This is a genomic window from Streptomyces sp. NPDC088116 (assembly GCF_044741745.1).
GTDB lineage: Bacteria > Actinomycetota > Actinomycetes > Streptomycetales > Streptomycetaceae > Streptomyces.
Genome location: NZ_JBIUTF010000004.1, coordinates 389,069 through 412,778 on the forward strand (window position 1 = coordinate 389,069; position 23,710 = coordinate 412,778).

Consider the following 23,710-nt stretch of genomic DNA (forward strand, 5'->3'; position numbering starts at 1 on the left):
TCGGGCGACGGAGCTTCGGGCACGGTCAGTTGTTCCTTTCGAGGAGGAGGCCGGTGGGCTCGGTGAGGACGCCGTCCCGGACGATCCGGGTGCCACGCAGCCAGGTCGACCTGACGACTCCGTACAGGTTCCTGCCCGCGTACGCCGTGACCTGGTTGCGGTGGTACAGCTCGGCCGGGTCGACGGTGAAGGACGCGTCGGGCGCGAGCACGGCGAAGTCGGCGTCACGGCCCGCCTCGATGGCGCCCTTACGGGTCAGTCCCGCGAGCGCGGCGGGGGCCGTCGACATCCAGCGGACGACGTCCTCCAGCGACCGGCCGCGCCTGCGCGCCTCGGTCCAGATCGCCGGAAGCCCCAGTTGGAGCGAGGAGATGCCGCCCCACGCGGTCGCGAAGTCGGGGGTCTTGAGATCGGGTGTGCAGGGCGAGTGGTCGGAGACGACGCAGTCGATGGTGCCGTCGATGAGCCCTTGCCACAGCGCGTCCTGGTTCGCGGCCTCACGGATCGGCGGGCAGCACTTGAACTCCGTGGCGCCGTCCGGGACGTCCTCGGCGGTGAGGGTCAGGAAGTGCGGACAGGACTCGACGGTGATCCGTACGCCGTCCCGCTTGGCGGCGGCGATCAGCGGCAGCGCGTCCGACGACGACAGGTGCAGCACATGCACCCGGGCGTCGTACCGCGCGGCCTGCGCCAGGAGGTTCTCGATCGCCGTGTTCTCGGCGCCGCGCGGCCTGGACGCCAGGAAGTCGGCGTAGGCCGGCCCGCCGCGCCTCGGTGCGCGGGCCAGCTCGTGCGGGTCCTCGGCGTGCACGATCAGCAGCCCGCCGAAGCCGGCGATCTCGGCGAGCGAGCGGCTGAGCCCGTCCTGGTCCAGCTCGGGGAACTCGTCCACGCCGGAGGGCGACAGGAAACACTTGAAGCCGAAGACCCCGGCGTCGTACAGCGGCCTCAGTTCCCTGACGTTGTCCGGGACGGCGCCGCCCCAGAAACCCACGTCGACATGGGCCTTCGTCCGGGCCACCGCGCGCTTGGTGCCCAGATGGGCGGCCGTCGTCGTGGGCGGAAGGGAGTTGAGCGGCATGTCGAGCAGCGTGGTGATCCCGCCGGCCGCGGCGGCCCGGGTGGCGGTCCAGAAGCCCTCCCACTCCGAGCGGCCCGGATCGTTCACATGGACGTGCGTGTCGACCAGACCGGGCAGTACGACATCGTCCCCGACGTCCTCCAGCCGGGCGCCGGGCGGCGGCTCGGCACCGTACGGCAGGACGGCCGCGATCTTCCCGTCCGCAACGGCGACCGAGGCGGCGCGCGTCCCTTCCGGGGTGATGACACGTGTCGAACGCAGTACCAGGTTCACATCGGACACTCGTGCTCCTCCACCCATGGTTCTCGCTCGCGCGAAGCCTCCCGGAGAGCAAAGTTCAACGAACTGTTGAAGAAGTCTTCACTCCCGGATCTCGCGTCGTCAAGACCATGCCCCATGCGAGCATTTCCGTAAAGTGAAATTAGAATTTCGTAACGTAGAATTAAGAGAGCGCCGTCAGACGCCGCGAGCAGCGGATGCACAAGTCCTGACCGGCAAGGACAGCATCCGATCCGCCGGATACCTCGACCGGGGCCCGGTAGGCTGCTTGCCTGCCCCGCCCGTCCCGAAAGGACCGATGACGTGCCGTCGTCCCCCGCCAGCGCCAGCGCAACCGACGCCACCAAGTCCGCCCCGGCCGGTGGCGGGGGCGTCCAGTCCCTGGAGCGCGCCTTCGACCTGCTCGAACGGATGGCGGACGCGGGCGGCGAGGTCGGGCTGAGCGAGCTGTCCGCCAGCAGCGGTCTGCCGCTGCCGACCATCCACCGCCTGATGCGCACACTGGTGGACTGCGGCTATGTACGCCAGCAGTCCAACCGGCGGTACGCGCTCGGCCCGCGCCTGATCCGCCTCGGCGAGTCGGCGTCCCGGCTGCTCGGCACCTGGGCCCGGCCGTATCTCGCCCGGCTCGTCGAGGAGACCGGCGAGACCGCGAACATGGCGCTGCTCGACGGCGACGAGGTCGTGTACGTCGCACAGGTCCCGTCGAAGCACTCGATGCGGATGTTCACCGAGGTGGGCCGCCGGGTCCTGCCGCACTCCACGGGCGTGGGCAAGGCGCTGCTCGCACATGCCACCCCGCAGGAGGTGCGCGCCCTGCTCGCCCGTACGGGCATGCCGGCCGCCACCGAGAAGACGATCACGACACCGGACGGTTTCCTGGACGCCCTGGAACTGGTGCGCCGGTCGGGGTACGCCATCGACGACAACGAGCAGGAGATCGGGGTCCGCTGCCTGGCGGTCCCGGTCCCCGACTCCCCCACCGCGGCGGCCATTTCGATCTCGGGTCCGGCGGGCCGGGTGACGGAGGATGCCACACAGAGAATCGTCCCGGTGCTCCAGGAGGTCGCCCGGGATCTGTCGGAGGCACTGGCGAACACGACGCCCCAGGCCTGAGGGCCCGGGGCGCCGCGCATCGACGGGTGGTCGACGGACGGGCGCACGGTCAGGTCCTGTCCGGTCGGTCTTGTCGGATCGACCCGGGGCGTCCGGCGCCGTGGGTCGCAAGGCGCCGGGCGCCCGCAGGGTGGTTTCCTGTGGCGTTTCGGCAACGCGGCGAGGTGGCGCCCGCCGCGGTGGCGGCTGATGTCGCCGCGGCGTTCCGGGCCTGGCGAAGACCGGCCGGACAGGGCCTGACCGGCCGACCGATCGAGGGAGGCAGCCCTACCGAGGCTGGCGGGGCACGTCCCCGAAGAGGTCGACCGCGCTCCGTACACCCATCAGCGCCGGCCCCAGCGCACTGACCGAACCGATCGAGCCCACGATCAGCAGCAGCGAACGTCGCATGCGGGCGATCTCGGGAGTACCGCTCTTCACCATCGCGGCCAAGGCCGCCAGTTCGTCCTCCGCTATGGCCCGGTCCCTGAACTCGGCCGGATGCCCGGCCAGTTCACGCCGGAGCCGGGACACCGCGGCGTGCAGCTCCGCCACCCTCGGATCCTTGTCCTTCTCTGTCACCGGCGCCTGCCCCACGCTCCGCAACAAAGCTCTTCCCCCTGCTCCCCGCCCGCGCACGTCGTTGTGCCGGGCACATCCGCGCATTTATATGCCTACCTCGCCCGGACGGTGGTCAAGCGCCAAGGTTCGCGGGCAAGTTAACGCCATTACGCGCGGTAATTCCAACACCACGCCCTGACCTGCACCGATGACAAAGAAGCGGCTGTGACCTGCTAGGACAGGGTCTGGAGCCGGTCGGCGGCAGAGAGAAACAACCACTCCCACACCACCGCCGGGAAGGACACCGAGGAGTGGTGATTCTTATACGACTAAATATCCGCATTGTTCGGCGTTTGTTTGTTCACCTCAGCTCGGGCGATCATGAACAACGCCCGGGTGCTCTCCTGATGCCAAGGAGCCGGTTCACCGACCGGCGACCGTCAACAGGGAGGGTTTCATGGCTTCGCTGCTCAAGAAATCGACGACCGGCATCTCGGCGATGACGACCGGCATCTCGGCGATTCTGGTCGTGGGCGCACTCGCGCTCGGGGGGACCACCGCTCAGGCCGCTTCTCCGGGAGCGGCACCGCACCGGGCCGCGAACAGCGGGACGGCGGCCGGGCCGCAGGCGTACACCTGCGTCATCGGTGACCGGGTCCACTTCCGTTCGGGCCCGGGGACGAACTATCCGTCCCTCGGGCAGGTCAACCGCGGCCAGGGATTCAACATCACCGGCTCCAGCGGGAACTGGCGCCAGGGCAACCTCTGGGGAGGCCCGTCCGGCGTCTGGATCTCCAACACGTACCTGGGCACGTGTGCCTGATCCAGCGGCGCACGGCTGACTGAACGCCGGTGGGCCTCGCTCCGAATCGGCGCCGGAGCCCACCGGCCTCTTCTTCTGTGCTCACCACCTGCCGAACGGGCCTGCGGACCGTCTGCGGAACACCTGCGGACCGTCCGCGGATCGGGTAGGCAGTGCCCATGGCAGGCACACACGACGACACACATGAAGACACGGACGACGGCACGCGCCCGGCCGTCGCCGGGCTGCTGCTCGCCGCGGGCGGCGGCCGCAGGCTGGGCGGCCGGCCGAAGGCGCTGCTGGAGCACCGGGGCCGCCCCCTGGTCGAACACGCCGCACGGACGCTGCGCGAGGGGGGCTGCGCCCGGGTGCACGTGGTGCTGGGGGCGGCGGCGGAGCAGGTACGCGGCCGGGCCGAGCTGCCCGACTGCGTCCTGGTCGACAACCCCCGGTGGGCCGATGGCATGGGGTCCTCGCTGCGTGCGGGGCTCGCTTCCCTGGCCGGTACGGACGTACGGGCGGCTCTGGTTCTCCTGGTGGACCAGCCGGGCATCGGAGCTGCGGCGGTGGCCCGGCTGGTGGCCGCGTACCGCGCCTCGACCGGGCTCGCATCGCCCTCGGACCCGCCCACGTCCGCCTCGGACCCGCCCACGTCCGCCTCGGACGCGCGCACATCCGTCTCGGACGCGCTCGTATCGGCCTCGTACGACGGGAAGCGCGGCCATCCCGTGCTGCTCGGCGCCGGCCACTGGGCGGGAATCGCGGCGGACGCGACGGCCGATCGCGGGGCACGCGACTACCTGAAGGCCCGGGAGAGCGACATCGTTCTGGTCGAATGCGGAGATGTCGCGCGGCCGTACGACATCGACACCGAGGAAGACCTGTCCCATCTGGAGTGAGGCCGCGCCCGGAGTGAGGTCGTACATGGAGTGAGGCGGTGGCACGCCCTGCCAGGACCGGCCGACCGGGAGGACACCGGCATCGGCAAACCATTGAACTTCCACCATGAGAAAACTATTATCCACAGGTCAGAAGCGTCCGACACGTCGGTCGGCACCCGTGACCGGTCCACCGGCAGCCCGGCACCCTGTGCCATCCGGGCTCGCCCGTGCCGTCCGGAGCGGCCCGGCGACCAGCCGGGCGACCCCGCCCGCGAAGGAGTGACAGCTCATGTCAGCACCAGCGCCGTCCCCGCTGGCCATCGTCGAAGCCGAGCCCCTGCCGCGGCAGGACGAGGTGCTCACGGAGGCGGCCCTCGTCTTCGTGGCGGAGCTGCACCGGCGGTTCACCCCCCGCCGTGACGAGCTCCTCGCCCGCCGCGCCGAGCGCCGCGCCGAGATCGCCCGTACCTCCAGACTGGACTTCCTGCCGCAGACCGCGTCCGTCCGCGAGGACGACAGCTGGCGGGTCGCACCCTCTCCGGCCGCGCTGAACGACCGGCGCGTGGAGATCACGGGTCCGACCGACCGCAAGATGACCATCAACGCCCTCAACTCGGGCGCGAAGGTCTGGCTCGCGGACTTCGAGGACGCCTCGGCCCCCACCTGGGAGAACGTCGTCCTGGGCCAGCTCAACCTGATGGACGCCTACGCGCGCCGTATCGACTTCACGGACCCGGGCTCCGGCAAGTCGTACGCCCTCAAGGACGCGGACCAACTGGCGACCGTCGTGACCCGTCCGCGCGGCTGGCACCTCGCGGAGCGTCACCTCCAGCTGGACGGCGAGCCGGTGCCCGGTGCGCTGGTCGACTTCGGGCTGTACTTCTTCCACAACGCCAAGCGCCTCATCGAGCTGGGCAAGGGCCCGTACTTCTACCTCCCGAAGACGGAATCGCATCTGGAGGCCCGCCTCTGGAACGACATCTTCGTCTTCGCACAGGACTACATCGGCATTCCCCGGGGCACCGTCCGCGCGACCGTGCTGATCGAGACGATCACCGCGGCGTACGAGATGGAGGAGATCCTCTACGAGCTGCGCGACCACGCGTCCGGGCTGAACGCGGGCCGCTGGGACTACCTCTTCTCGATCGTGAAGAACTTCCGTGACGGCGGCGCCAAGTTCGTCCTGCCGGACCGCAACGCCGTCACGATGACGGCGCCGTTCATGCGCGCCTACACCGAACTCCTCGTCCGCACCTGCCACAAGCGCGGCGCCCACGCCATCGGCGGCATGGCGGCCTTCATCCCGTCCCGGCGCGATGCCGAGGTGAACAAGGTCGCCTTCGAGAAGGTCAAGACCGACAAGGACCGTGAGGCGGCCGACGGCTTCGACGGCTCCTGGGTCGCGCACCCGGACCTGGTTCCCATCGCCATGGCCTCCTTCGACGCGGTCCTCGGCGACAGGCCCAACCAGAAGGAGCGCCTGCGCGAGGACGTCTCCGTCGCCGCCGGCGACCTGATCGCCGTCGACTCCCTCGATGCCAGGCCCACGTACGAGGGTCTGCGCAACGCCGTCCAGGTCGGTATCCGTTACATCGAGGCCTGGCTGCGCGGCATGGGCGCGGTCGCGATCTTCAACCTGATGGAGGACGCGGCCACCGCCGAGATCTCGCGCTCGCAGATCTGGCAGTGGATCAACGCGGGAGTCGAGTTCGAGCACGAAGGCCGGACCGTCAAGGTCACCCCGGACCTGGCCCGTGAACTCGCCGCCGACGAACTCACCGCGATCCGCGCCGACATCGGCGAGGAGGCCTTCGCCGCCGGCCGCTGGCAGCAGGCCCACGACCTGCTGCTGACGGTCGCGCTGGACGACGACTACGCGGACTTCCTCACTCTTCCGGCGTACGAGCAGCTGCGCGGCTGACCCTCCCGTACGGAAACGCGGCCCCCGGCCCCGCAGGACGGCGCCGGGGGCCGCACTCTCCCCCGATGACTTCGGACAAGGACATCGAGTGCGGCCCCCGGACGTCCGGTTCGGCCCCCGAAATGCTGACCGCACATCGCAAATCAGTTAGATTCGCGGCGGCAATCGATCCGTTTGGCGTGAGTTTCACGGATTTCAGGGGGAAGCACATGGCACTCAATCAGAAATGGTCGGAGCTGTTCGGTCACGACGGCTCCGGTACGGGGATGCAGCTGGCCTCGGCCGACGCGCCCGGGAGCGGCGGGGGTGGTGAGCCCGATCTCAAGGCGGCTCAGGGCCCTTGGACCTCCGCCTCCGGGGTGGCCGGCGGCCTGTACACGTCCTCGGCCTCGGCTCTGACAGAGCTGGACACGGCCCTGGAGGGCGTTGCCGGCGGTACGGAAGGTTTCAGCAGTACGGCGGGGCTGACCGAGATCCGTACCTCCTGGAAGGAACGTCTCACCTCGGTCCGTGACGAGTGCACCCGGCTCGAAGGCGCGTTGCGCAGCGCCGGCAAGGAGTTCGGCGAGCAAGAGGTCAAGACCAAGCAGCGGTTCGAAGGTCAGGGGCCGAAGTGACCACCTGGCAACAACTGCGTGACGTGAGGCTCTCGGAGTACGAGGACGCGGCGGACGGCTGGGGCAAGGTCTCCGGCCGCGCCAACGCCGCGAAGGACAGAGTCGACAACGAGATGCTCGGCACACTCCGCGAGACCGAGAAGGGCGAGACCGCCACCAAGGCCATCGATGATCTCACCCAGCTCAGCCGCAACTACCAGTACATCCACACCGAGTGCGGCCTGATCCGTACCGCGCTGAACGGACTGGCCGCCGAGCTGGCCGCGCCACAGAAGAAGCTCAAGCAGGCACTGGAAGACGCCGAGAACCTCAAGTTCACGGTCAAGGCCGACGGCTCCGTCGAGTACCCGCACTCGCCCGTCGCTCCCCTCGCGCCCGGCAACGGCACCGCGACACCCGGCGCCCCGATACCGCTTCTGCCCGGGAAGGCGGAGGGCGGCGCCGACGCCAACAAGGGCAAGGCCGAGGACATAGCCGAACGCATATCCGCCGCGCTCCGCGACGCCGCCGAGATCGACGGACGGTACGCCGGAGCCCTGCGCCGCCTGAACACCACCGGCGGACTCAAGGTCACGGACGCGATGCTCGCCGACGCCGCCGCCGACACCACGGCCTTGCAGCAGGCGGCGGGGAAATACGCCGACGGCGCGAAGATTCCCCAGGGCAAGTCCCCCGCCGACAACGCCGCCTGGTGGAAGGGGCTCACCCAGGAACAGCGCGACGAATACGCCACCCTCTATCCCGCCTCGGTCGGCGCCCTCGACGGGATCCCCAGCGATGTCCGCGACGACTCCAACCGCATGGTGCTCGCCGAAACCCGTGCCAGGGCGCAACTGGACCTCGACAAGCTGGGCCCCGAGCCCCCCAAGATGATCCAGAATCCGAACGGCACCTATCCCGCCGCCATCAAGAACCCGGCGTGGGAGAAGTGGGACGAGGGCGGGGGTAGCCGTCTCAAGGCCGAAACCAAGGGGATGGACGCGATCCAGAAGCGGTTCGACGCCCCGCCCGCGGCCGGCCTCCCGCCTGCCTTCCTCCTCGGCTTCGACGAGAAGGGCACCGGACGCGCGATCATCGCGAACGGCAACCCGGACACGGCCGACCACACGGCGGTGTACGTGCCTGGCACCACGTCGAAACTCGAAGGCATCAGCGGCGACATCAACCGGATGACCGAACTGTGGAGGGAAGGCAACGCCCAGGCCCCCGGACAGTCGCTGTCCACGGTCACCTGGCTCGGTTATGACGCCCCGCAGAGCATCATCCCCGAGGCCATGCAGAAGCAGTGGGCGTACGACGGATCGCCCAAGCTGAACAACTTCATGGACGGCCTGGAGACCGCCCAGGGCGGCCCCGACAACAGTCACACCACGGTCATCGGCCACAGCTACGGCTCCACCGTCGTCGGTGACGCCTCCAACAAGGGCGACCTCTCGGCCGACGACATCGTGGTCGCCGGAAGTCCGGGCATGCTGACCGGCGACGCGGACGACCTCGACGTCGGCAAGGACCATGTATGGTCCGAAGCCGCGTCCGACGACTTTGTCCCGGCCGGCGGGAAAGTCGCCGGGCTGGGCGGCTACAAGTGGGGTGTCGAGACCTGGAACGGCATCCCCTACAACGCCGGATACATCCAGACCGTGCCTTCCGACGAGGCGTTCGGCGCGCACCGGATGGACGTCGACACCAGCGGACACAGCGACTACTGGACGCGCGACTCGCAGAGTCTGAAGAACCAGGCATCGGTCGTGGTAGGCCAATACGAACGCGTGGAAGAGGACGACTGATGGCCCCCCGTACCGCCGAACGATCCCGTACCGCCGAACGGTTTCGGCGCTACTCACTCGGCGCGCTCATGCCCCTGCTCGCACTGGCGACTCTCACCACAGGATGCTCGAAAGACATGGACGATCTCGGATACACCCCCACCACTCTCGGTGTCGAGGAAGCCAGGACGAAGACGAAGGCCGTCTCCAGCCAGATCTTCGACCTGATCGGCATCAAGCAGGCCACCACGACAGAGCCCGGCCCCGGCGTCTCCACCTGCGAACAGGACCCCGAGCATCTCTTCCTCTCGCGCCATCCCTGGTCGCTCTACGGTGTCTCCGAGGCGGAGCTGAAGCAGGGCTTCCAGCGGCTCAAGGAGAATCTGCCCAAGCACGGGTGGAAGATCGTCGAATACGGACCGAACAGCAGCGCCGCCAAGACCCTGGAACTCACCGCGGACTCCGAGAAGGAGCACTACTCGCTCAACGCGGAGCTACGGGTCGACACCGATTCCTCGAAGAACGCGCCGTCCGCGAACGCGCGGCCCTCGATCCAGATCCGCGTCGTCTCCGGCTGTTTCCGCGCCCCCGAGGGCACGGATCTCAACGGCATCTTCTGACGCCTTCCGAGACAGCCGCCGGGCGAAGGCGGGTGGCCGGGGCCGGAGCGATGAGTTTCGGCGGCCGGGCCGGTCCACCTCTGTATGGACACACATACGAAGGCAGACATGTTCGACCTCGGACCCGCCTGCCGGGAGGTGGCCGGGCTGCTCGGAGGTATCACCGACGACCAGCTCACGCGGCCGACGCCGTGTCCCGACTACGCGGTCCGGGAGGTGCTCGCGCATCTGGTCGGGCTGACGGCGGGGTTCCGGGACGCCGCACGCAAGGAGCTGGGGCCGACGACGGACACGGCGCCGAACACCACGCTGCCCGTGCTGGACACCGACTGGCGTGAGGTCCTGCCCCGGCAGCTCGACGAACTCGCCACCGCCTGGCGCTCCCCCGCCGCCTGGGAGGGTTTCACCCGTATCGGCGGGGTCGACCTGCCGGGCGCGGTGGCCGGGATCGTGGCACTCAACGAGGTGCAGCTCCACGGCTGGGACCTGGCACGGAGCACGGGGCAGTCCTACGGTCCGGACGAGGCGAGCCTCCGGGCTTCGTACGCGATGCTGGCCCCGATGGCCGACCCCGACAACCCGGGTCCGGCCCAGGAGGGCCTGTTCGGGCCGCCCGTCCCGACACCCGAGGACGCCCCACTGCTGGACCGGGTGGTCGGCCTGAGCGGCCGCCGCCCGGACTGGCGGCCGGGGGAATGATCCGGGCCGGCCGACCGAGGGTCGGGGGGCCCAACGGCCGGTAGCCCGGACCGGGGCGTGTCCGCAGAGTCCGGCCGACGGCGCTACTTCGTGGATACGCCCCGGGCAGCCCTCGAACGTTCGGATCACCACACATTCAGGATGCTCCGGAAGCCCTCACGTAATCTCAGGACCTGTCCCGGTGCACAGAGACCAGTGCACAGAGACCGGTGCACGGAAACCGGTGCACAGAGACCGGTGCGCCCACAGGGAAAGAGCCGTTACGTGACCCACACGCTCCGCCGACTGCTGCCGTTCGTCCTGGTGTTGTCGGTCCTCGCTTTCTGCGCCGCGTGCACCTCGGCCTCGGGTGCCTCGTCCCCGGGTGCCTCAAACTCGGGCGCCCCGGCGGGACTTGACGCACCGGCCAAGAAGGAGCTCGCGATGCGGCTGGTCTCCAGCGCCGAGAACTCCTCGCTGGACTGGAAGGCCCAGTACGGCTACATCGAGGACATCGGCGACGGGCGCGGTTACACGGCGGGCATCGTCGGGTTCTGCACCGGCTGCGGCGATCTCCTCATGGTCGTCGAGCGGTTCACCGCCGCCCGGCCGGACAACGCGCTGGCCCCCTTCCGCGGTGCGCTGCGCGCCGTCAAGGGCAGCGCGTCCCACAACGGACTCGGCCGGGCCTTCACCGAGGCCTGGAAGAAGGCCGCCGAGGATCCCGCCATGCGCAAGGCCCAGAACGCGGAGCGCGACCGGCTGTACTTCGACCCGGCCGTCACCCGCGCGAAGGCCGACGGGCTCGGCACACTGGGGCAGTTCATCTACTACGACGCCTATGTGATGCACGGCTACGGCAACGCAAGGGGCTCGGTCGGCTTCCGTACGATCCGTGAACAGGCCCTGCGCAAGGCCGAATCACCCGGTCCCGGGGGCGACGAGTCCACGTATCTGCACGCGTTTCTGGACGCGCGGGTCGCCGCGATGCGCCGCGAACCGTCCCACTCCGACACCAGCCGCGTCGATACGGAACAGCGTGTGTTTCTCGACAAGGGGAACCTGAACCTCGACGCCCCGCTCGCGTGGAAGGTGTACGGCGACAGCTACCGGATCGACACCGAGCAGACCGAGTAGCGCACCCGCAGCACCGCGCCAACCGCTCACCGGCCACCCTTCACCCCTCCTTCACATACGAACGGGTGTACGCCGTCCCCTTTTTTCGGTAGGAAAGCTTCCTAACAGAAGAAGTGACGCGCAAACACACTCACGGAGGCATGGTGCTCACCCCCCACATACGCACCGCTCTGCTCGCACTCACACTGCTCGCCGTCCCCGCCACCAGCGTGGCGAACGCGGCGCAGCAGCCCCCTGCCCCGGCCGTCGGCGCTGCCGCGGCAGCCGCCGCGGCCACCGGACTTGACGATGCCGTGAAGAAGGACATCGCCATGCGGCTCGTCTCCAGCGCGGAGAACTCCTCGCTGGACTGGAAGGCGCAGTACGGCTACATCGAGGACATCGGCGACGGGCGCGGCTACACCGCGGGCATCATCGGATTCTGTTCCGGTACGGGCGACATGCTGGATCTCGTCGAGCTGTACACCGCGCGCAAGCCGGACAACCCGCTCGCCAGGTATCTGCCCGCCCTGCGTCAGGTCGACGGCACGGACTCGCACGAGGGGCTCGACCCCGGCTTCACCGGCGCCTGGCAAGAGGCCGCCCGGGACTCGGTGTTCAAGGGCGCACAGGACGACGAACGCGACCGGGTCTACTTCGACCCGGCCGTGGCGCGCGCCAAGCAGGACGGCCTGGGCACGCTCGGCCAGTTCATCTACTACGACGCCATCGTCATGCACGGCAACGGCGGCGACAGCACCAGCTTCGGCAGCATCCGCAACCGCGCGCTGGCCGAGGCGAGGACACCGGCCCAGGGCGGCGGCGAGGAGGAATATCTGCACGCCTACCTCGACGCCCGGGTCTGGGCGATGCGCCAGGAGGAGGCACACGAGGACACCAGCCGGGTGGACACCGCGCAGCGGGTGTTCCTCGACAAGGGCAATCTGAACCTGGATCCGCCGCTCGACTGGAAGGTGTACGGCGAGGACTTCCACATCGGCTGAGCACCGGCCGTACCCGACGCGGGACACAGCACAGGCCCAGCGGCGGGTACGACGGCGGGTACGGCATCTCCTCGGTGCCGTACCCGCCCTACCCGCGGTACCCGCCGTAGTGCTCAGTGCGAGGCCGACGCGGCCGGTTCCGGCACTGCTTCCCGCCGGTCCGGCTCCGTACCGTCGCCCGTACCGGCCCCCTCGTCCCTCCCGCCCTTCCCACCCAGGTGGTTGAAGGCGAGGTTGAGGACGATGGCCACCACGCACCCCGTGCTGATACCCGAGTCGAGCACCACCATCAGGTCCTTCGGGAAGGCGTCGTAGAAGCCCGGCGCGGCGATCGGGATCAGGCCTATGCCCACGGCCGCCGCGACGATCAGCGCGTTCTCGCCCTTTTCCAGCGCGGCCGTGGCCAGGGTCTGGATGCCGCTCGCCGCGACCGAGCCGAACAGGACTATCCCCGCCCCGCCCAGGACGGGCAGCGGTACCAGCGCGATGACCGACGCCAGCAGCGGGCTGAGCCCGAGCAGGACCAGGATGACGCCGCCGGCCGCGACGACGAAGCGGCTACGGACCTTGGTCATCGCGACGAGCCCGATGTTCTGCGCGAAGGCGCTGCACATGAAGCCGTTGAACAGCGGGCTGAGCGCGCTGCCCAGAGTGTCGGCGCGCAGCCCGCCCTTGATGGTCCGCTCGTCGGCCGGGCGCCCCACGATCCTGCCGAGCGCGAGCATGTCGGCGGTGGACTCGGTCATGCAGACGAGCATGACGATGCACATCGAGATGACGGCCGCGATCTCGAACTGTGGGGCACCGAAGTGGAACGGTGTCGGGAAGCCGACCGGATCGGCGTCCGCGATGGCGTCGAAGCTGGTCATCCCCATCGGGACGGCGACGACCGTACCGACGACCAGGCCCAGGAGGATGGAGATCTGCTGGAGGAATCCGCGCAGGAGTTTCCGCAGTGCCAGCACGATCACCAGGGTGAGGGCGGCCATGGCGATGTTCCGCGTCGAGCCGTAGCCGTCGGCCGTGGCATCGCCGCCCTGGGACCAGTTGAAGGCGACCGGGAGCAGCGACACACCGATCAGGGTGATGACGGTGCCGGTGACCACGGGCGGGAAGAAGCGGACGAGCTTCGAGAAGTACGGGGTGAGGACGAAGCCCAGCACACTCGCGACGATGATCGCGCCGAAGATGACGGGGAGGGCGTCGGCGCCCCGGTCCTTGCCGATGGCGATCATCGGGGTCACACCGGCGAAGGAGACGCCGTTGACGAAGGGGAGCCGGGCGCCGATCTTCCAGACTCCGACGGTCTGGAGCAGGGTGGCCAGGCCGGCGGTGAAGAGGCTCGCGCCCATCAGGAACGCCGTGTCCTTGGCGCCGAGGCCCAGCGCGGGTCCCACGATCATGGGCGGGGCCACCACGCCCGCGTACATCGCGGCCACATGCTGGAGGCCGCTGGTGAGCGTCTTGACGGGCGGGAGGGTCTGGTCGACCGGATGAGCCCGGCCGGACTCCGTGCCGGACTCGGTGGACTCCGTGCCCGGCTCCGCGCCGGACTCGGCAGCCGAGGCTTCTATGTCCCCTATGTCTCCTATATCTTCCGCGTCTTCTGTGCCTTCCGATGCTGCTTTGTGAATCCTGGGCTGAGCGGCCAAGGTGTTCCTCCGGTCGGTTGCACGTCGGGGCGACGTGGGTGTCAGGGAGGGTATGCGGGGGGATGCCGGGAGGGCGTGTCGGGGGTGTGAGGGATCAGCCCTGCGCGGCGATCCTCGCCAGACGCCGGGCCTCGCTGCGCGTGGCGCGGGCGACGGCGTCCTCGTCCACCGTGGTCAGGTGGTTGTCCTCGACCACGGTCCTGCCGTTGACCAGCGAGAGCGTGACCGGGGCGGCCGCGCCGTGGACCAGCGCGACGACCGGGTCCTCGATGGACGCGTGCGCCAGTGTGTCCATCTTCCAGAGCACGAGGTCGGCGAGCTTGCCCGCCTCGATCGAGCCGATCTGCCCTGCGCGGCCGAGCACTTGGGCGCCGCCGTACGTACCCAGACGCAGCGCCTGACGGGCGGTGAGCGCGGACTCGCCGTGCGTGCCGAGGCGGTTGATGAGCAGTGCGTTGCGCAGTTCGGTGTGGAGTTCGCCCGACTCGTTCGACGCGGTGCCGTCGACGCCGAGCCCGACCGGGACTCCCGCCCTGAGCATGTCGGGGACCCTGGCGATACCGGCGGCCAGCCGGGCGTTGGAGGACGGGCAGTGGGCGACTCCCGTACCCGTACGGCCGAAAGCGGCGATGTCGGCGTCGTTCATATGGACGCAGTGGGCCATCCATACGTCGGAGCCGAGCCAGCCGGTCGACTCGAAGTAGTCGGTCGGGCCCATGCCGAACAGTTCCTTGCAGAACTGCTCCTCCTCCACGGTCTCACTGCCGTGGGTGTGCAGCCGTACGCCCTTGCGTCGCGCCAACTCGGCGCCCTGCCCGAGCAGTTCGGTGGAGACGGAGAACGGTGAGCACGGCGCGACCGCGATCTGGGTCATCGCGTCGAACGAGGAGTCGTGGTGCCGGTCGATGGTCTCCTCGGTCGCGGCGAGCGCCCCGTCGAGGGACTCCACGGCGAAGTCCGGGGGCAGTCCGCCGGCCGACTCGCCCCGGTCCATGGAACCGCGGGCGAGGGTGAACCGTACGCCCATCTCCGCGGCGGCCCCGATGATCGCGCCGGACAGGTCGTCCGAGTCGCGCGGGTAGACGTAGTGGTGATCCATCGCGGTGGTGACACCGCCGCGGGCCATCATCGCGAGGGAGCCGCGGGCTGCCGCGCCGACCATGGCGTCGTCGATACGTGCCCAGGTCGGATAGAGCGCGACCAGCCAGTTGAAGAGATTGTGGTCGGTGGCCAGTCCCCGGGTGATCCACTGGTAGAAGTGGTGATGCGTGTTGACCAGGCCGGGTGTGACGAGGTGGCCGGTGCCGTCGATACGGCGGACCACGTTCTCCAGGCCGGCGGGGGCCCGGCCGGGGCCGACCGATTCGATCCGGTTGTCCAGGACGACGACGTGGCCGGAGGCGTACTCGGTGTCCCGTGCGTCCACGGTCGCGATGGCGCAGTTCTCGATGACGATGCGCGAAGCCGCCATTGCGGTTCCTCTCCCTGCTGCTTCCGGGGTACGAAGGTCTGTTTCCGGGGTGCGGAGGTCCGAGCGCGGTCAGAGCGCGGTCAGGTCCAGCGGGATCCGCGGCTCGATTCCGTCACGCAGGACGGTGGCCTCGATCAGGCCGTACGGACGGTCGGCAGCGACGTACACCGCGCCGTCCTCGGTGTCGTTCTTCAGCCCGAACGGCGTCAGGTCGACCAGGAAATGGTGTTTGTTCGGCAGTGCGAACCGGATCTCGTCGATCTCGCTCCGGTTGTCGATGATCCGCGTACCCATCTGGTAGAGCGTCTGCTGGAGCGAGAGGGAGTACGTCTCGGCGAAGGCCCGGAGCAGGTGCTGCTTCGTGCGCTCGTAGGACTCGTCCCAGTCCGGCATGGGCTCGTCATCGCTCGACCAGCTGTAACGCCACCTGGCGGACACCTCGGTCGCGAGGATCCGGTCGTACGCCTCCTGGAGCGTCGTGTACTTGTCCTTGGCGTATCCCCAGAACTCGGAGTCGGTCGAATTCAGTACGGTCAGGTCCTTGAGTCCGGAGATGACCTGCCACGTCTCGCCGTCGAAGGCCGTCTGGGTGACGCGGGTCTCCTGGCCCTTGCGGACGAACGAGTGTTCTTTCCCGTCGCCCCCGTCGCCCCCGTCGCCCCCTTCGCCGTCCGCTGTTCCGGCGGACTCGATGCGGTCCCAGGCGTACTCCTCTATCCGGACGCGCGCCCGGCGGATCGGTTCCTGGCTGGTCACGAAGTGCCGGGCCAGCAGGATGCCGAACTGCTCGGCCGACTCGATGCCGTGCTCCTTGGCGAACGCGTACACCGTGTTCTTGGTGGTGTCGGTAGGCAGCACATGTGCGTTGGAGCCGGAGTAGTGGACGTCCTCCATGTCGCCCGAGAGGGAGACGGAGACGTTCAGATCCTTGATGTGGTGGGTGCCGCCTTCCCGGGTGATCTTGACGACGCGGTTCTCCGCTTTGCCGTACTGGTTCTGGCCGAGAATCGTGGGCATGGCCGCTAGCTCCCTCGGTATACGGAATAGCCGAACGGGTTGAGCAGCAGCGGTACGTGAAAATGCTCGCCGGGAGTGACGGTGAACGTGATCGCCACCTCCGGAAAGAACGGTGCACCGCCGCACCTTGAGCGGGGGGCGTCCTGCGGCGCCTCGGCTTGCTGCCCGGCGGACGCGGCGGACACCGCCGACTCGGTGAGCGCCCCCGACTCGGTGAACTTGAGGAAATACGCCTCGGTCTCGAAGCCGAGACGTACGTGGGTCGTACCCTCCGGCAGCGCCGGAAGGTCCTTGCAGCGCCCGTCCGCGTCGGTACGCGAACCACCGAGCGCCACCCACTGTGCGCCGGAGCCGCTCCGGGCCGCGAGGGAGATGGCGACGCCCTCGGCGGGGCGTCCGATGCTGGTGTCCAGGATGTGCGTGGACACCGAGGCCGTGGTGTCGGTGCTCAAGGCCGTCACTCTCCTTCTTCTCCGGGCGCGCACGCCGCCGTCGCCCGGGGTTCCGTGGCGAGACGGGCCAGTCTGATGCGGTTGATCTTGCCAAGCTCGGTGCGCGCGGTCGCGCGCTCCTGCTCGGGTGTACGGGTCAACCGCTCCTTCAGCGCGTCGCGCATCCGCTCACCGCTCGCGCCGGTGGCGCAGATCAGAAAGACATGACCGAACGTCTCCTGGTACGCCAGGTTCAGTTCGAGCATCTCGGTCTTGAGCTCCTCGGAGGCACCGGCCATTGCGCGCTGTTCGCGGGAGGACGCCGGGTCCCCGGGCCTCGGCCGGCCTATCGGCGGGTGCCCTGCCATCGCTTCGGCCAGATCTCCGGAGTCCAGTTCCCCCATTGCGGTGTCACTGGCGTCGAAGAGGGCGTCCACCGTGGCGTACGGGCGCCGGGCGAGCAGCTTCCTGCCCCAGGCGGAGCTGGCGCACACCTCGTGCAGTGCGGCCAGCGCCGCACGGTCGGGCAGGGTGTTGAACCGGGCCAGGCCCGGCGGTGTCGGTGTCGAAGTCACGGGAGCCTCCGTGGCTGTGCTGGGCGGGCTGCGGACAGCTAACGCCCTCGACAACACATCGTCAACACTTTGTTGAAATCTCGTATACGGAACTCACGCGGGCAGGGTGCGCGCATACGGGGAGGCCGCCGCCCACGGGAGTGTGAGGCGGCGGCCTGTTTCATGACTGTCACACCGCGCCGGTCCGAACCGTCACACCGCCCCCATCGGAGGTCTCGCCTCGGCCGCGTACACAACGCCGCTGGTCACCGCACCGGGTCACCCTTCGCGGCGGCCTCCCGGTTGAGGTAGTTGTAGACGGTGAAGCGACTGACCCCCAGGGCCGTCGCCACCGTCTCGACGCCGTGCCGTACGGAGAACGCACCGCGCGCCTCCAGCGTCCGGACGACCGACTGCTTCGACTTGCGGTCGAGTTCGGCGAGCGGCATGCCGTACCGGCGCTCCAGCGCGGCCAGGATGTGATCCAGGGACTCCGACAGCTGCGGCAGCCGTACGGCCAGCAGGTTCTCGCCCTCCCAGGCGAGGACGACATCGTCGGGCTCGGCCTCGTGGGGCGCCACCAGCTCACCGCCCATGGCATCGACCAGCGGCTTGACGGCGGCGATGAAGGGATGATCCCGCGGCTCGGTCACCGACCGCCCTCCGCATCCGGACCCGCGTCCGCATCCGCATCCGCGATCACATTGACCTGGAGCGACACCCGGGTCGCTCCGGCGGCCAGCGACTCCCGCAGCAGTGTGTCCACCGAGGCCAGCACCGCGTCGGCGCGGCCTTCCACCGTATTGCCGAAGGGGCCGACATCGACCGCGTCCAGCTCGGCCCCCTGGACCACCTCGCGGGCCACCACCGCATGGGCGGGCGCCTCGTCGAGATCGAAGGGTTCGGTCGTGAACTCGACTCTCAATCGCACGGTGCCCCCATGGCGTTGATGTGCCCCAGTCGCTCCGACACGACCCTAACGGACTCCCCCGCGGCGATCAGCGGAGATGCGCAGGCATGCCGCTGAGCGTGGGGTCCGGCGGCCTTCGCCCTCCGCGGGGACAGAACTCAAGGGTTGACAGGAAGCCCGGACCGACATGCAATATATTGCATGCCGGTTCCTACTACACCCATCGCAGCCCGGGTCCTTCTCCGGGACCGCGCCTTCATCGTCCTCCGGGACGCCATCGTCGACGGAACGCTCAAGCCCGAGGAGCAGCTGCGCGAGGCCGAGCTACAGCGGTGGATCGGTGTGAGCCGCACCCCCATCCGCGAGGCGCTGATGCGACTGGAGCGCTGCGGGCTGGTGGTGACCAGGCCCGGCCAGTCCACCACCGTCAGCGCGCTGGAGGCCGCGGTGGTCCAGGACGCCCAGCCGGTGGTGGCGACGATGCACGAACTCGCCGTACGGCTCGCCACTCCCCTGCTCGACTCGGGTCATGTCGCGGCCATGCGGAAGGAGAACGAGGCGTTCGCCGCCGCCCTGCGGCGCGGTGATGTCGGCGCCGCGCTGGCGGCCGACGACGCCCTGCACCAGGTGTGTGTGACGGCCGCGTCGAACACCATCGTCGCGGAAGTCCTGGACCAGTACTCGCCCCTGCTGCGACGCGTCGAGCGGGTCCGCTTCTCCTCCGAGGCCGGTCTCGAGTCCGTCGCGCTGCACGACCGGATGATCGACGCCTGTGCGGCGGGTGACGCCGGCACCGCGGCGGCCGTCGCTCACACGACCTGGATGACCCTCGCCGACGAACACCCCACGGGCCACCCGGCGGAGCACAGCGCGCCGGTCGTCTCCGGCGGCCACGGCCTGGTGCGCTCCCGCTGAGCGCGCCTCCCCTCCACGACCCCGCACGGCCGGACAGCACCGGAAGAGAAACACAGAGAAGCAGAGACCGAGGAAAGGACTCCACCATGGCCATCGAGGATTTCGCACGCTACCCGCTGCTCTTCGGCCCCAGCCCGGTACACGAGTTGAAGCGCCTGACCGAGCATCTCGGCGGCGCCCGTATCTGGGCGAAGCGCGAGGACTGCAACTCCGGGCTCGCGTACGGCGGCAACAAGACGCGCAAGCTCGAATACATCGTCCCCGACGTGCTGGCCCAGGGCGCGGACACCCTGGTGTCGATCGGCGGCTACCAGTCGAATCACACCCGCCAGGTGGCCGCCGTCGCCGCTCACCTCGGCCTCAAGGCCCGTCTCGTACAGGAGAAGTGGGTCGACTGGCCCGACTCGGTGAACGACAAGGTGGGCAATATCCTCCTGTCCCGCATCATGGGCGCCGACGTCCGGCTCGACTCGGCCGGGTTCGGCATCGAGATCAAGGACTCGTGGCAGCAGGCGATCGACGACGTGCGCGCCGAGGGCGGCATACCGTACGCGATCCCGGCCGGCGCCTCGGAACACCGGCTGGGCGGCCTGGGGTTCGCGAACTGGGCGTACGAAGTGGAGCGCCAGGAAGCCGAACTCGGCGTCTTCTTCGACACGATCGTCGTCTGCAGCGTCACGGGCTCCACGCACGCCGGAATGATCGCCGGGTTCGCCGGACAGGACAGGCCGCGACGGGTGATCGGCATCGACGCGTCGGCCAAGCTCCAGGAGACCCGCGACCAGGTCGAACGTATCGCCCGGCACACCGCCGACCTGATCGGCCTCGGTCGTGAGCTGCGCGACGACGAGATCAGCGTGCTGGAGGGGTGGGCCGGCGACTACTACGGCATCCCCGTGCAGTCGACGCTGGACGCGATCCGGCTCACCGGCCGGCTGGAGGGCATGATCATCGACCCGGTGTACGAGGGCAAGTCCATGGCCGGGCTCATCGACCTGGTGCGCAAGGGCGAGATAGGCAAGGACTCGAACGTGCTCTACGCGCACCTGGGCGGCCAGCAGGCCCTGAACGCCTACAGCGGCGTCTTCGGCTGAGGGCTGTCCCGGCGATCCCCGGAGGGGACGGGCAATACGGGGAGGTGCGGCGGCACCTCCCCGTATTGTCGGACGCGAGGCGCGCATCGCTCGGTCGCGGAACCTCGACCAGCGGCTCACCAGCGAACCCGCCGGAACCCGCACCGGGTTCGGCCGGCTCAAGGAGCGCCACCGACCGGCCACGGAGCCCCCGCGAAAACCCGTTGGCGGACCACGGCGGCCACTGCTACTTTTCCGGGGCCGTGCGAGAGAACGAGGAGGTGGTACCCGTGAACGCAGTATCGACATGGGTGCTCCCCTCCGGGGTCACGGCCGGACGATAGGTCGTCCGGGAGCGCCGTTTCAGCGCACTCCCGAAAGGCACGACCATGCGATTCACTTCCGAACAGCGCCTCGAAGACGGCGTCCTCGAACGCGAATTCACCCTCGGCGAGATCCCCGGCACCCTGTGGACGCCCGGATCCGCACCGGCCCCGCTGATCCTGATGGCCCACAACAACGGCCTGCCCAAGCGGGAACCCCGGCTGGTGGCGCGGGCCAGCGCGCCCTGGACCTGTTCGACGCCTTCGGCACCAAGGAGAAGACACTGCACGCCGATCTGGGCGGGCACACCGGCACCCCGTGGTTCGAGGTGGACGACGGGAACCGGTTCTTCGGCCGGCACCTGAAGTGAGGTGACTCATCATCCGCGTCGGGATGGCCGGGGGGCGAGGAACCGGCGGACCGGGCCATGCTCTCGCGCTCGGCGGTCAGGAAGACTGGACCTCGTCGAAGAGGGCGAGAGCTTCGGAGGGGTCCGGGCTCACGAGGCGTTCCAGACCAGCCATCGTGAAGTTCGCCCACCTGCCGGCCCGTGCCCACATGTGTTCCTCGAAGGCGCGGACGGCCTCGTCCAGATCTCCAGGGCCGGGGGCGGCGGCGATGGCCTCGGCGAGTTCGGCGCCTTCCAGCATCGCGAGGTTCGCGCCCACTCCCAACGGGGGCATCAGGTGGGCGGCGTCGCCCAGTAGCGTCACCCCGGAGACGTGGCCCCAGGTGTGGGACACGGGAAGGGCGTAGAGGGGGCGGTGGACGAAAGCCCGCCCGTGGCGGAGGAGTTCGAGGACAGGAGCGGCCCAGCCGTCGAACAGGGCCAGCAGCCTTGATCTCACGGCCTCGGCGTCGGCCGGGTCCAGGCCCGCGCGCTGGTTCGCGCCCATGTGCCGGTCCGGGTTCGTATGCCGGTCCGGCTCCACGCGGAACTGGGCGTACACCTTGACGTGGCCGCCGCTGTTGCGCTGGGCGACGAGCGCGCGGTTCACGCCGTACACGGCCACGGAACCGTCGCCGACCAGCCGGGCGAGGTCGGGGTGACGGGTGTCGACGTCGTCCAGGGAGGTCTCGGCCAAGGTGACGCCGGTGTACCGCGGCGTCGCGGACGAGACCGCCGGGCGGACCCGGGACCAGGCACCGTCCGCGCCGATCACGAGGTCGAACGTCTCCTGTCGCCCGTCCGCGAAATGGACCAGCGCGCCATCCCGCCTCTCCGGCACCACTTCCGTCACGCCCCGCCCCCACTGAACGTCCAGGGGTCCGAGCAACAGGTCACGGAGTTGCCCGCGGTCGATCTCGGGATTGGCCCGGTCACCCGGACGAGGTCGCCAGTCGCGCAGGACGGTTCCGTCCGTGTCCAGGATGCGCATGGCCTGCCCCTCGGGACGGGACAGCGCCTGGAACTCCGCCAGCACCCCCGCCTTCTCCAGCGCCAGCTGGCCCAGCCCCTCGTGCAGGTCCAGCGCGCCGCCCGCGGGACGCGCGTCGCGGGCGTGATCGCGTTCGAGGACGGTGACAGGGTGACCATGACGGTGCAGGACGCGGGCGAGGGTAAGGCCGGCGGGGCCGCTGCCGATCACGGCGATACGGGGTCTCATGCCGATACAACGTACGGCCCCTCACCGAGCCGGTCCGCGCCGTCACCGAACCGAAATGACGGCGTGAGCCGGCGGATGGACGATCCGCGCCGTACTCAGTCGCGGCCCGGCGGTGAGGAATTTCCGGGACCACCACTTGACAGCCCAGGAGCGTCGCGACAGTCTTCCACAAAGAAGAAAATAACTTCCGCAATATGGAATCTACCGAGTCCATGGAGGGCCGCGGCCCCCTGATCCGTATGGAAGGAGTGCCTGGCCCCATGCTCACCGGCACCTCGCGCTTCGATGTGAACCTGTCCATCCTCTTCACCGAACTCCCGCTGCTGGAGCGCCCCGCGGCCGCCGCCGCCGCGGGCTTCACCGCCGTGGAGCTGTGGTGGCCCTGGCCCGACGACCCCGCCCCGCCGCAGGCCGGACTCGACGCCCTCAAGAAGGCACTCGACGACGCGGGCACCCGGCTGGTGGGGCTGAACTTCTACGCCGGACAGCTGCCGGGTCCCGACCGGGGCGCGCTCTCCGTACCCGGCGAGGAGTCCGAGCGGTTCCGCGCCAACGTCGAGGTCGCGGCGGATTTCGCCGCCTCCGTCGGATGTACGGCGCTCAACGCGCTCTACGGCAACCGCGTCGACGGCGTCGAGCCTCGGGTGCAGGACGCCCTGGCCCTGGAGAACCTGGTCATGGCCGCCCGAGCGGCCGACCGTATCGGGGCGACCCTGCTGATCGAGGCGCTCAACAAGCCCGAGTCCCCGCGCTGCCCCCTGGTCAGCGCCGAGTCGGCGATCAAGGTCGTGGACCGGGTCAACGCGGCCACGGGCCTGGGCAATACGGCGTTCCTGCTCGACCTCTACCACCTGTCGATGAACGGCGAGGACCTGAACGACGCCATCGACCGCTACGCCGACCGGACCCGCCACGTACAGATCGCGGACAACCCGGGCCGTGGCGCGCCGGGCACCGGATCGCTGCCGCTGGAGGACCTGCTGGGCCGCCTGCGCGCGACCGGTTACGACGGCTGGGTCGGCCTGGAGTACAAGCCGGGCGACCGCCCGAGCGCCGAGTCCTTCGGCTGGCTGCCCGGCTGACGGCACATGCCCCGGTCCGTCCGGACCCGGGCCCCTTGAACCCCGGGCGGTGGCAGCGCCGACACCTGTCAGGTCGCGCCCCGGCACTGCCGCCGCCCGGTTCCCTTCACTCGGATCCCGACGGATGAGCCGATCAGGGCATCGGGGTCGCGAACCCGTCCACGATGTACGCCCAGCAATAGGTTCAGGAGAGCGGGGGTGGCACTCGCATAAAGCCTCACACTCCAACTCTACTTTTTTGCGGGGGAGTTGG

23 protein-coding genes and 1 pseudogene are annotated in these 23,710 nt (G+C 69.4%); 14 read left to right on the forward strand and 10 right to left on the reverse strand.

What is annotated here, in order from left to right; all coding sequences use genetic code 11:
• Nucleotides 1-25: 25 nt before the first annotated feature.
• A complete protein-coding gene (gene allB, locus ACIOJD_RS18670; RefSeq protein ID WP_401914632.1) occupies nucleotides 26-1,381 on the reverse strand; it encodes an allantoinase AllB in 1,356 nt (451 codons plus the stop codon).
• Nucleotides 1,382-1,663: 282 nt separating this feature from the next.
• On the opposite strand from allB, the gene ACIOJD_RS18675 reads away from it, so the two are divergent.
• Nucleotides 1,664-2,476 carry an IclR family transcriptional regulator gene (locus ACIOJD_RS18675; RefSeq protein ID WP_401914635.1) on the forward strand — a complete coding sequence of 271 codons (813 nt, stop codon included), beginning with the start codon at nucleotides 1,664-1,666 and terminating at the stop codon, nucleotides 2,474-2,476.
• 267 nt (nucleotides 2,477-2,743) lie between these two features.
• Here the strand turns inward: ACIOJD_RS18675 and ACIOJD_RS18680 are convergent, their stop codons facing one another.
• Complete coding sequence (locus ACIOJD_RS18680) at nucleotides 2,744-3,064, reverse strand: DUF5955 family protein (RefSeq protein WP_401914637.1); 321 nt, start codon at nucleotides 3,062-3,064, stop codon at nucleotides 2,744-2,746.
• A 409-nt stretch (nucleotides 3,065-3,473) separates the two neighbouring features.
• On the opposite strand from ACIOJD_RS18680, the gene ACIOJD_RS18685 reads away from it, so the two are divergent.
• The 9 genes from ACIOJD_RS18685 to ACIOJD_RS18725 all read left to right on the forward strand — a co-directional run bounded on the left by ACIOJD_RS18685 (nucleotide 3,474) and on the right by ACIOJD_RS18725 (nucleotide 12,421).
• Entirely contained in the window at nucleotides 3,474-3,839 is a 366-nt protein-coding gene (locus ACIOJD_RS18685; RefSeq protein WP_401914640.1) for an SH3 domain-containing protein, read from the forward strand.
• A 158-nt stretch (nucleotides 3,840-3,997) separates the two neighbouring features.
• Nucleotides 3,998-4,717: an NTP transferase domain-containing protein gene (locus ACIOJD_RS18690; protein ID WP_401914641.1), complete on the forward strand. Its 720-nt coding sequence runs from the start codon at nucleotides 3,998-4,000 to the stop codon at nucleotides 4,715-4,717.
• A 271-nt stretch (nucleotides 4,718-4,988) separates the two neighbouring features.
• Nucleotides 4,989-6,620, forward strand: a complete 1,632-nt coding sequence (gene aceB, locus ACIOJD_RS18695; protein ID WP_401914644.1) for a malate synthase A — start codon at nucleotides 4,989-4,991, stop codon at nucleotides 6,618-6,620.
• 209 nt (nucleotides 6,621-6,829) lie between these two features.
• Nucleotides 6,830-7,237: a hypothetical protein gene (locus tag ACIOJD_RS18700; RefSeq protein WP_401914646.1), complete on the forward strand. Its 408-nt coding sequence runs from the start codon at nucleotides 6,830-6,832 to the stop codon at nucleotides 7,235-7,237.
• Nucleotides 7,234-9,024 carry an alpha/beta hydrolase gene (locus tag ACIOJD_RS18705; protein ID WP_401914649.1) on the forward strand — a complete coding sequence of 597 codons (1,791 nt, stop codon included), beginning with the start codon at nucleotides 7,234-7,236 and terminating at the stop codon, nucleotides 9,022-9,024. Before ACIOJD_RS18700 ends, ACIOJD_RS18705 begins: the two co-directional genes overlap by 4 nt.
• Nucleotides 9,024-9,623 (forward strand): hypothetical protein, encoded by a 600-nt coding sequence (locus ACIOJD_RS18710; protein ID WP_401914650.1) that lies wholly within the window; start codon nucleotides 9,024-9,026, stop codon nucleotides 9,621-9,623. The genes ACIOJD_RS18705 and ACIOJD_RS18710 overlap by 1 nt, the downstream gene beginning before the upstream one ends.
• A gap of 108 nt (nucleotides 9,624-9,731) precedes the next feature.
• On the forward strand, nucleotides 9,732-10,322 hold the full coding sequence (locus tag ACIOJD_RS18715; RefSeq protein WP_401914652.1) for a TIGR03086 family metal-binding protein: 591 nt from the start codon (nucleotides 9,732-9,734) through the stop codon (nucleotides 10,320-10,322).
• 264 nt (nucleotides 10,323-10,586) lie between these two features.
• A complete protein-coding gene (locus ACIOJD_RS18720; RefSeq protein WP_401914655.1) occupies nucleotides 10,587-11,438 on the forward strand; it encodes a chitosanase in 852 nt (283 codons plus the stop codon).
• 140 nt (nucleotides 11,439-11,578) lie between these two features.
• Nucleotides 11,579-12,421, forward strand: coding sequence for a chitosanase (locus ACIOJD_RS18725; RefSeq protein WP_401914656.1), 843 nt, complete (start codon nucleotides 11,579-11,581; stop codon nucleotides 12,419-12,421).
• Between the two features lie 113 nt (nucleotides 12,422-12,534).
• Here ACIOJD_RS18725 and ACIOJD_RS18730 read toward each other — a convergent pair whose 3' ends face one another.
• From ACIOJD_RS18730 to ACIOJD_RS18760, 7 genes are all read right to left on the reverse strand, one after another.
• Nucleotides 12,535-14,073 (reverse strand): nucleobase:cation symporter-2 family protein, encoded by a 1,539-nt coding sequence (locus ACIOJD_RS18730; RefSeq protein ID WP_401914659.1) that lies wholly within the window; start codon nucleotides 14,071-14,073, stop codon nucleotides 12,535-12,537.
• A gap of 94 nt (nucleotides 14,074-14,167) precedes the next feature.
• Nucleotides 14,168-15,544 carry an 8-oxoguanine deaminase gene (locus ACIOJD_RS18735; protein ID WP_401914662.1) on the reverse strand — a complete coding sequence of 459 codons (1,377 nt, stop codon included), beginning with the start codon at nucleotides 15,542-15,544 and terminating at the stop codon, nucleotides 14,168-14,170.
• Between the two features lie 69 nt (nucleotides 15,545-15,613).
• Complete coding sequence (gene pucL, locus ACIOJD_RS18740) at nucleotides 15,614-16,561, reverse strand: factor-independent urate hydroxylase (protein WP_401914664.1); 948 nt, start codon at nucleotides 16,559-16,561, stop codon at nucleotides 15,614-15,616.
• A gap of 5 nt (nucleotides 16,562-16,566) precedes the next feature.
• A complete protein-coding gene (locus ACIOJD_RS18745; RefSeq protein ID WP_401914666.1) occupies nucleotides 16,567-17,013 on the reverse strand; it encodes a hydroxyisourate hydrolase in 447 nt (148 codons plus the stop codon).
• 5 nt (nucleotides 17,014-17,018) lie between these two features.
• Nucleotides 17,019-17,567, reverse strand: a complete 549-nt coding sequence (gene uraD / locus ACIOJD_RS18750) for a 2-oxo-4-hydroxy-4-carboxy-5-ureidoimidazoline decarboxylase (RefSeq protein WP_401914669.1) — start codon at nucleotides 17,565-17,567, stop codon at nucleotides 17,019-17,021.
• A gap of 245 nt (nucleotides 17,568-17,812) precedes the next feature.
• Entirely contained in the window at nucleotides 17,813-18,199 is a 387-nt protein-coding gene (locus ACIOJD_RS18755) for a helix-turn-helix domain-containing protein (protein ID WP_401914671.1), read from the reverse strand.
• Nucleotides 18,196-18,477, reverse strand: coding sequence for a thiamine-binding protein (locus ACIOJD_RS18760; RefSeq protein ID WP_401914673.1), 282 nt, complete (start codon nucleotides 18,475-18,477; stop codon nucleotides 18,196-18,198). The genes ACIOJD_RS18755 and ACIOJD_RS18760 overlap by 4 nt, the downstream gene beginning before the upstream one ends.
• 180 nt (nucleotides 18,478-18,657) lie before the next feature.
• Here ACIOJD_RS18760 and ACIOJD_RS18765 point away from each other — a divergent pair, with 180 nt between their 5' ends.
• The 3 genes and pseudogenes from ACIOJD_RS18765 (at nucleotide 18,658) to ACIOJD_RS18775 (ending at nucleotide 21,138) form a co-directional block, all read left to right on the forward strand.
• Nucleotides 18,658-19,371 (forward strand): GntR family transcriptional regulator, encoded by a 714-nt coding sequence (locus ACIOJD_RS18765; RefSeq protein ID WP_401914676.1) that lies wholly within the window; start codon nucleotides 18,658-18,660, stop codon nucleotides 19,369-19,371.
• Nucleotides 19,372-19,457: 86 nt separating this feature from the next.
• Nucleotides 19,458-20,465, forward strand: a complete 1,008-nt coding sequence (locus ACIOJD_RS18770) for a 1-aminocyclopropane-1-carboxylate deaminase (protein ID WP_401914678.1) — start codon at nucleotides 19,458-19,460, stop codon at nucleotides 20,463-20,465.
• Between the two features lie 368 nt (nucleotides 20,466-20,833).
• A pseudogene (locus ACIOJD_RS18775) lies at nucleotides 20,834-21,138 on the forward strand (hypothetical protein).
• 76 nt (nucleotides 21,139-21,214) lie between these two features.
• Here the strand turns inward: ACIOJD_RS18775 and ACIOJD_RS18780 are convergent.
• A complete protein-coding gene (locus ACIOJD_RS18780) occupies nucleotides 21,215-22,375 on the reverse strand; it encodes an FAD-dependent monooxygenase (protein ID WP_401914680.1) in 1,161 nt (386 codons plus the stop codon).
• A 260-nt stretch (nucleotides 22,376-22,635) separates the two neighbouring features.
• On the opposite strand from ACIOJD_RS18780, the gene ACIOJD_RS18785 reads away from it, so the two are divergent.
• Nucleotides 22,636-23,457: a TIM barrel protein gene (locus tag ACIOJD_RS18785; RefSeq protein WP_401915535.1), complete on the forward strand. Its 822-nt coding sequence runs from the start codon at nucleotides 22,636-22,638 to the stop codon at nucleotides 23,455-23,457.
• Nucleotides 23,458-23,710 lie beyond the last annotated feature (253 nt).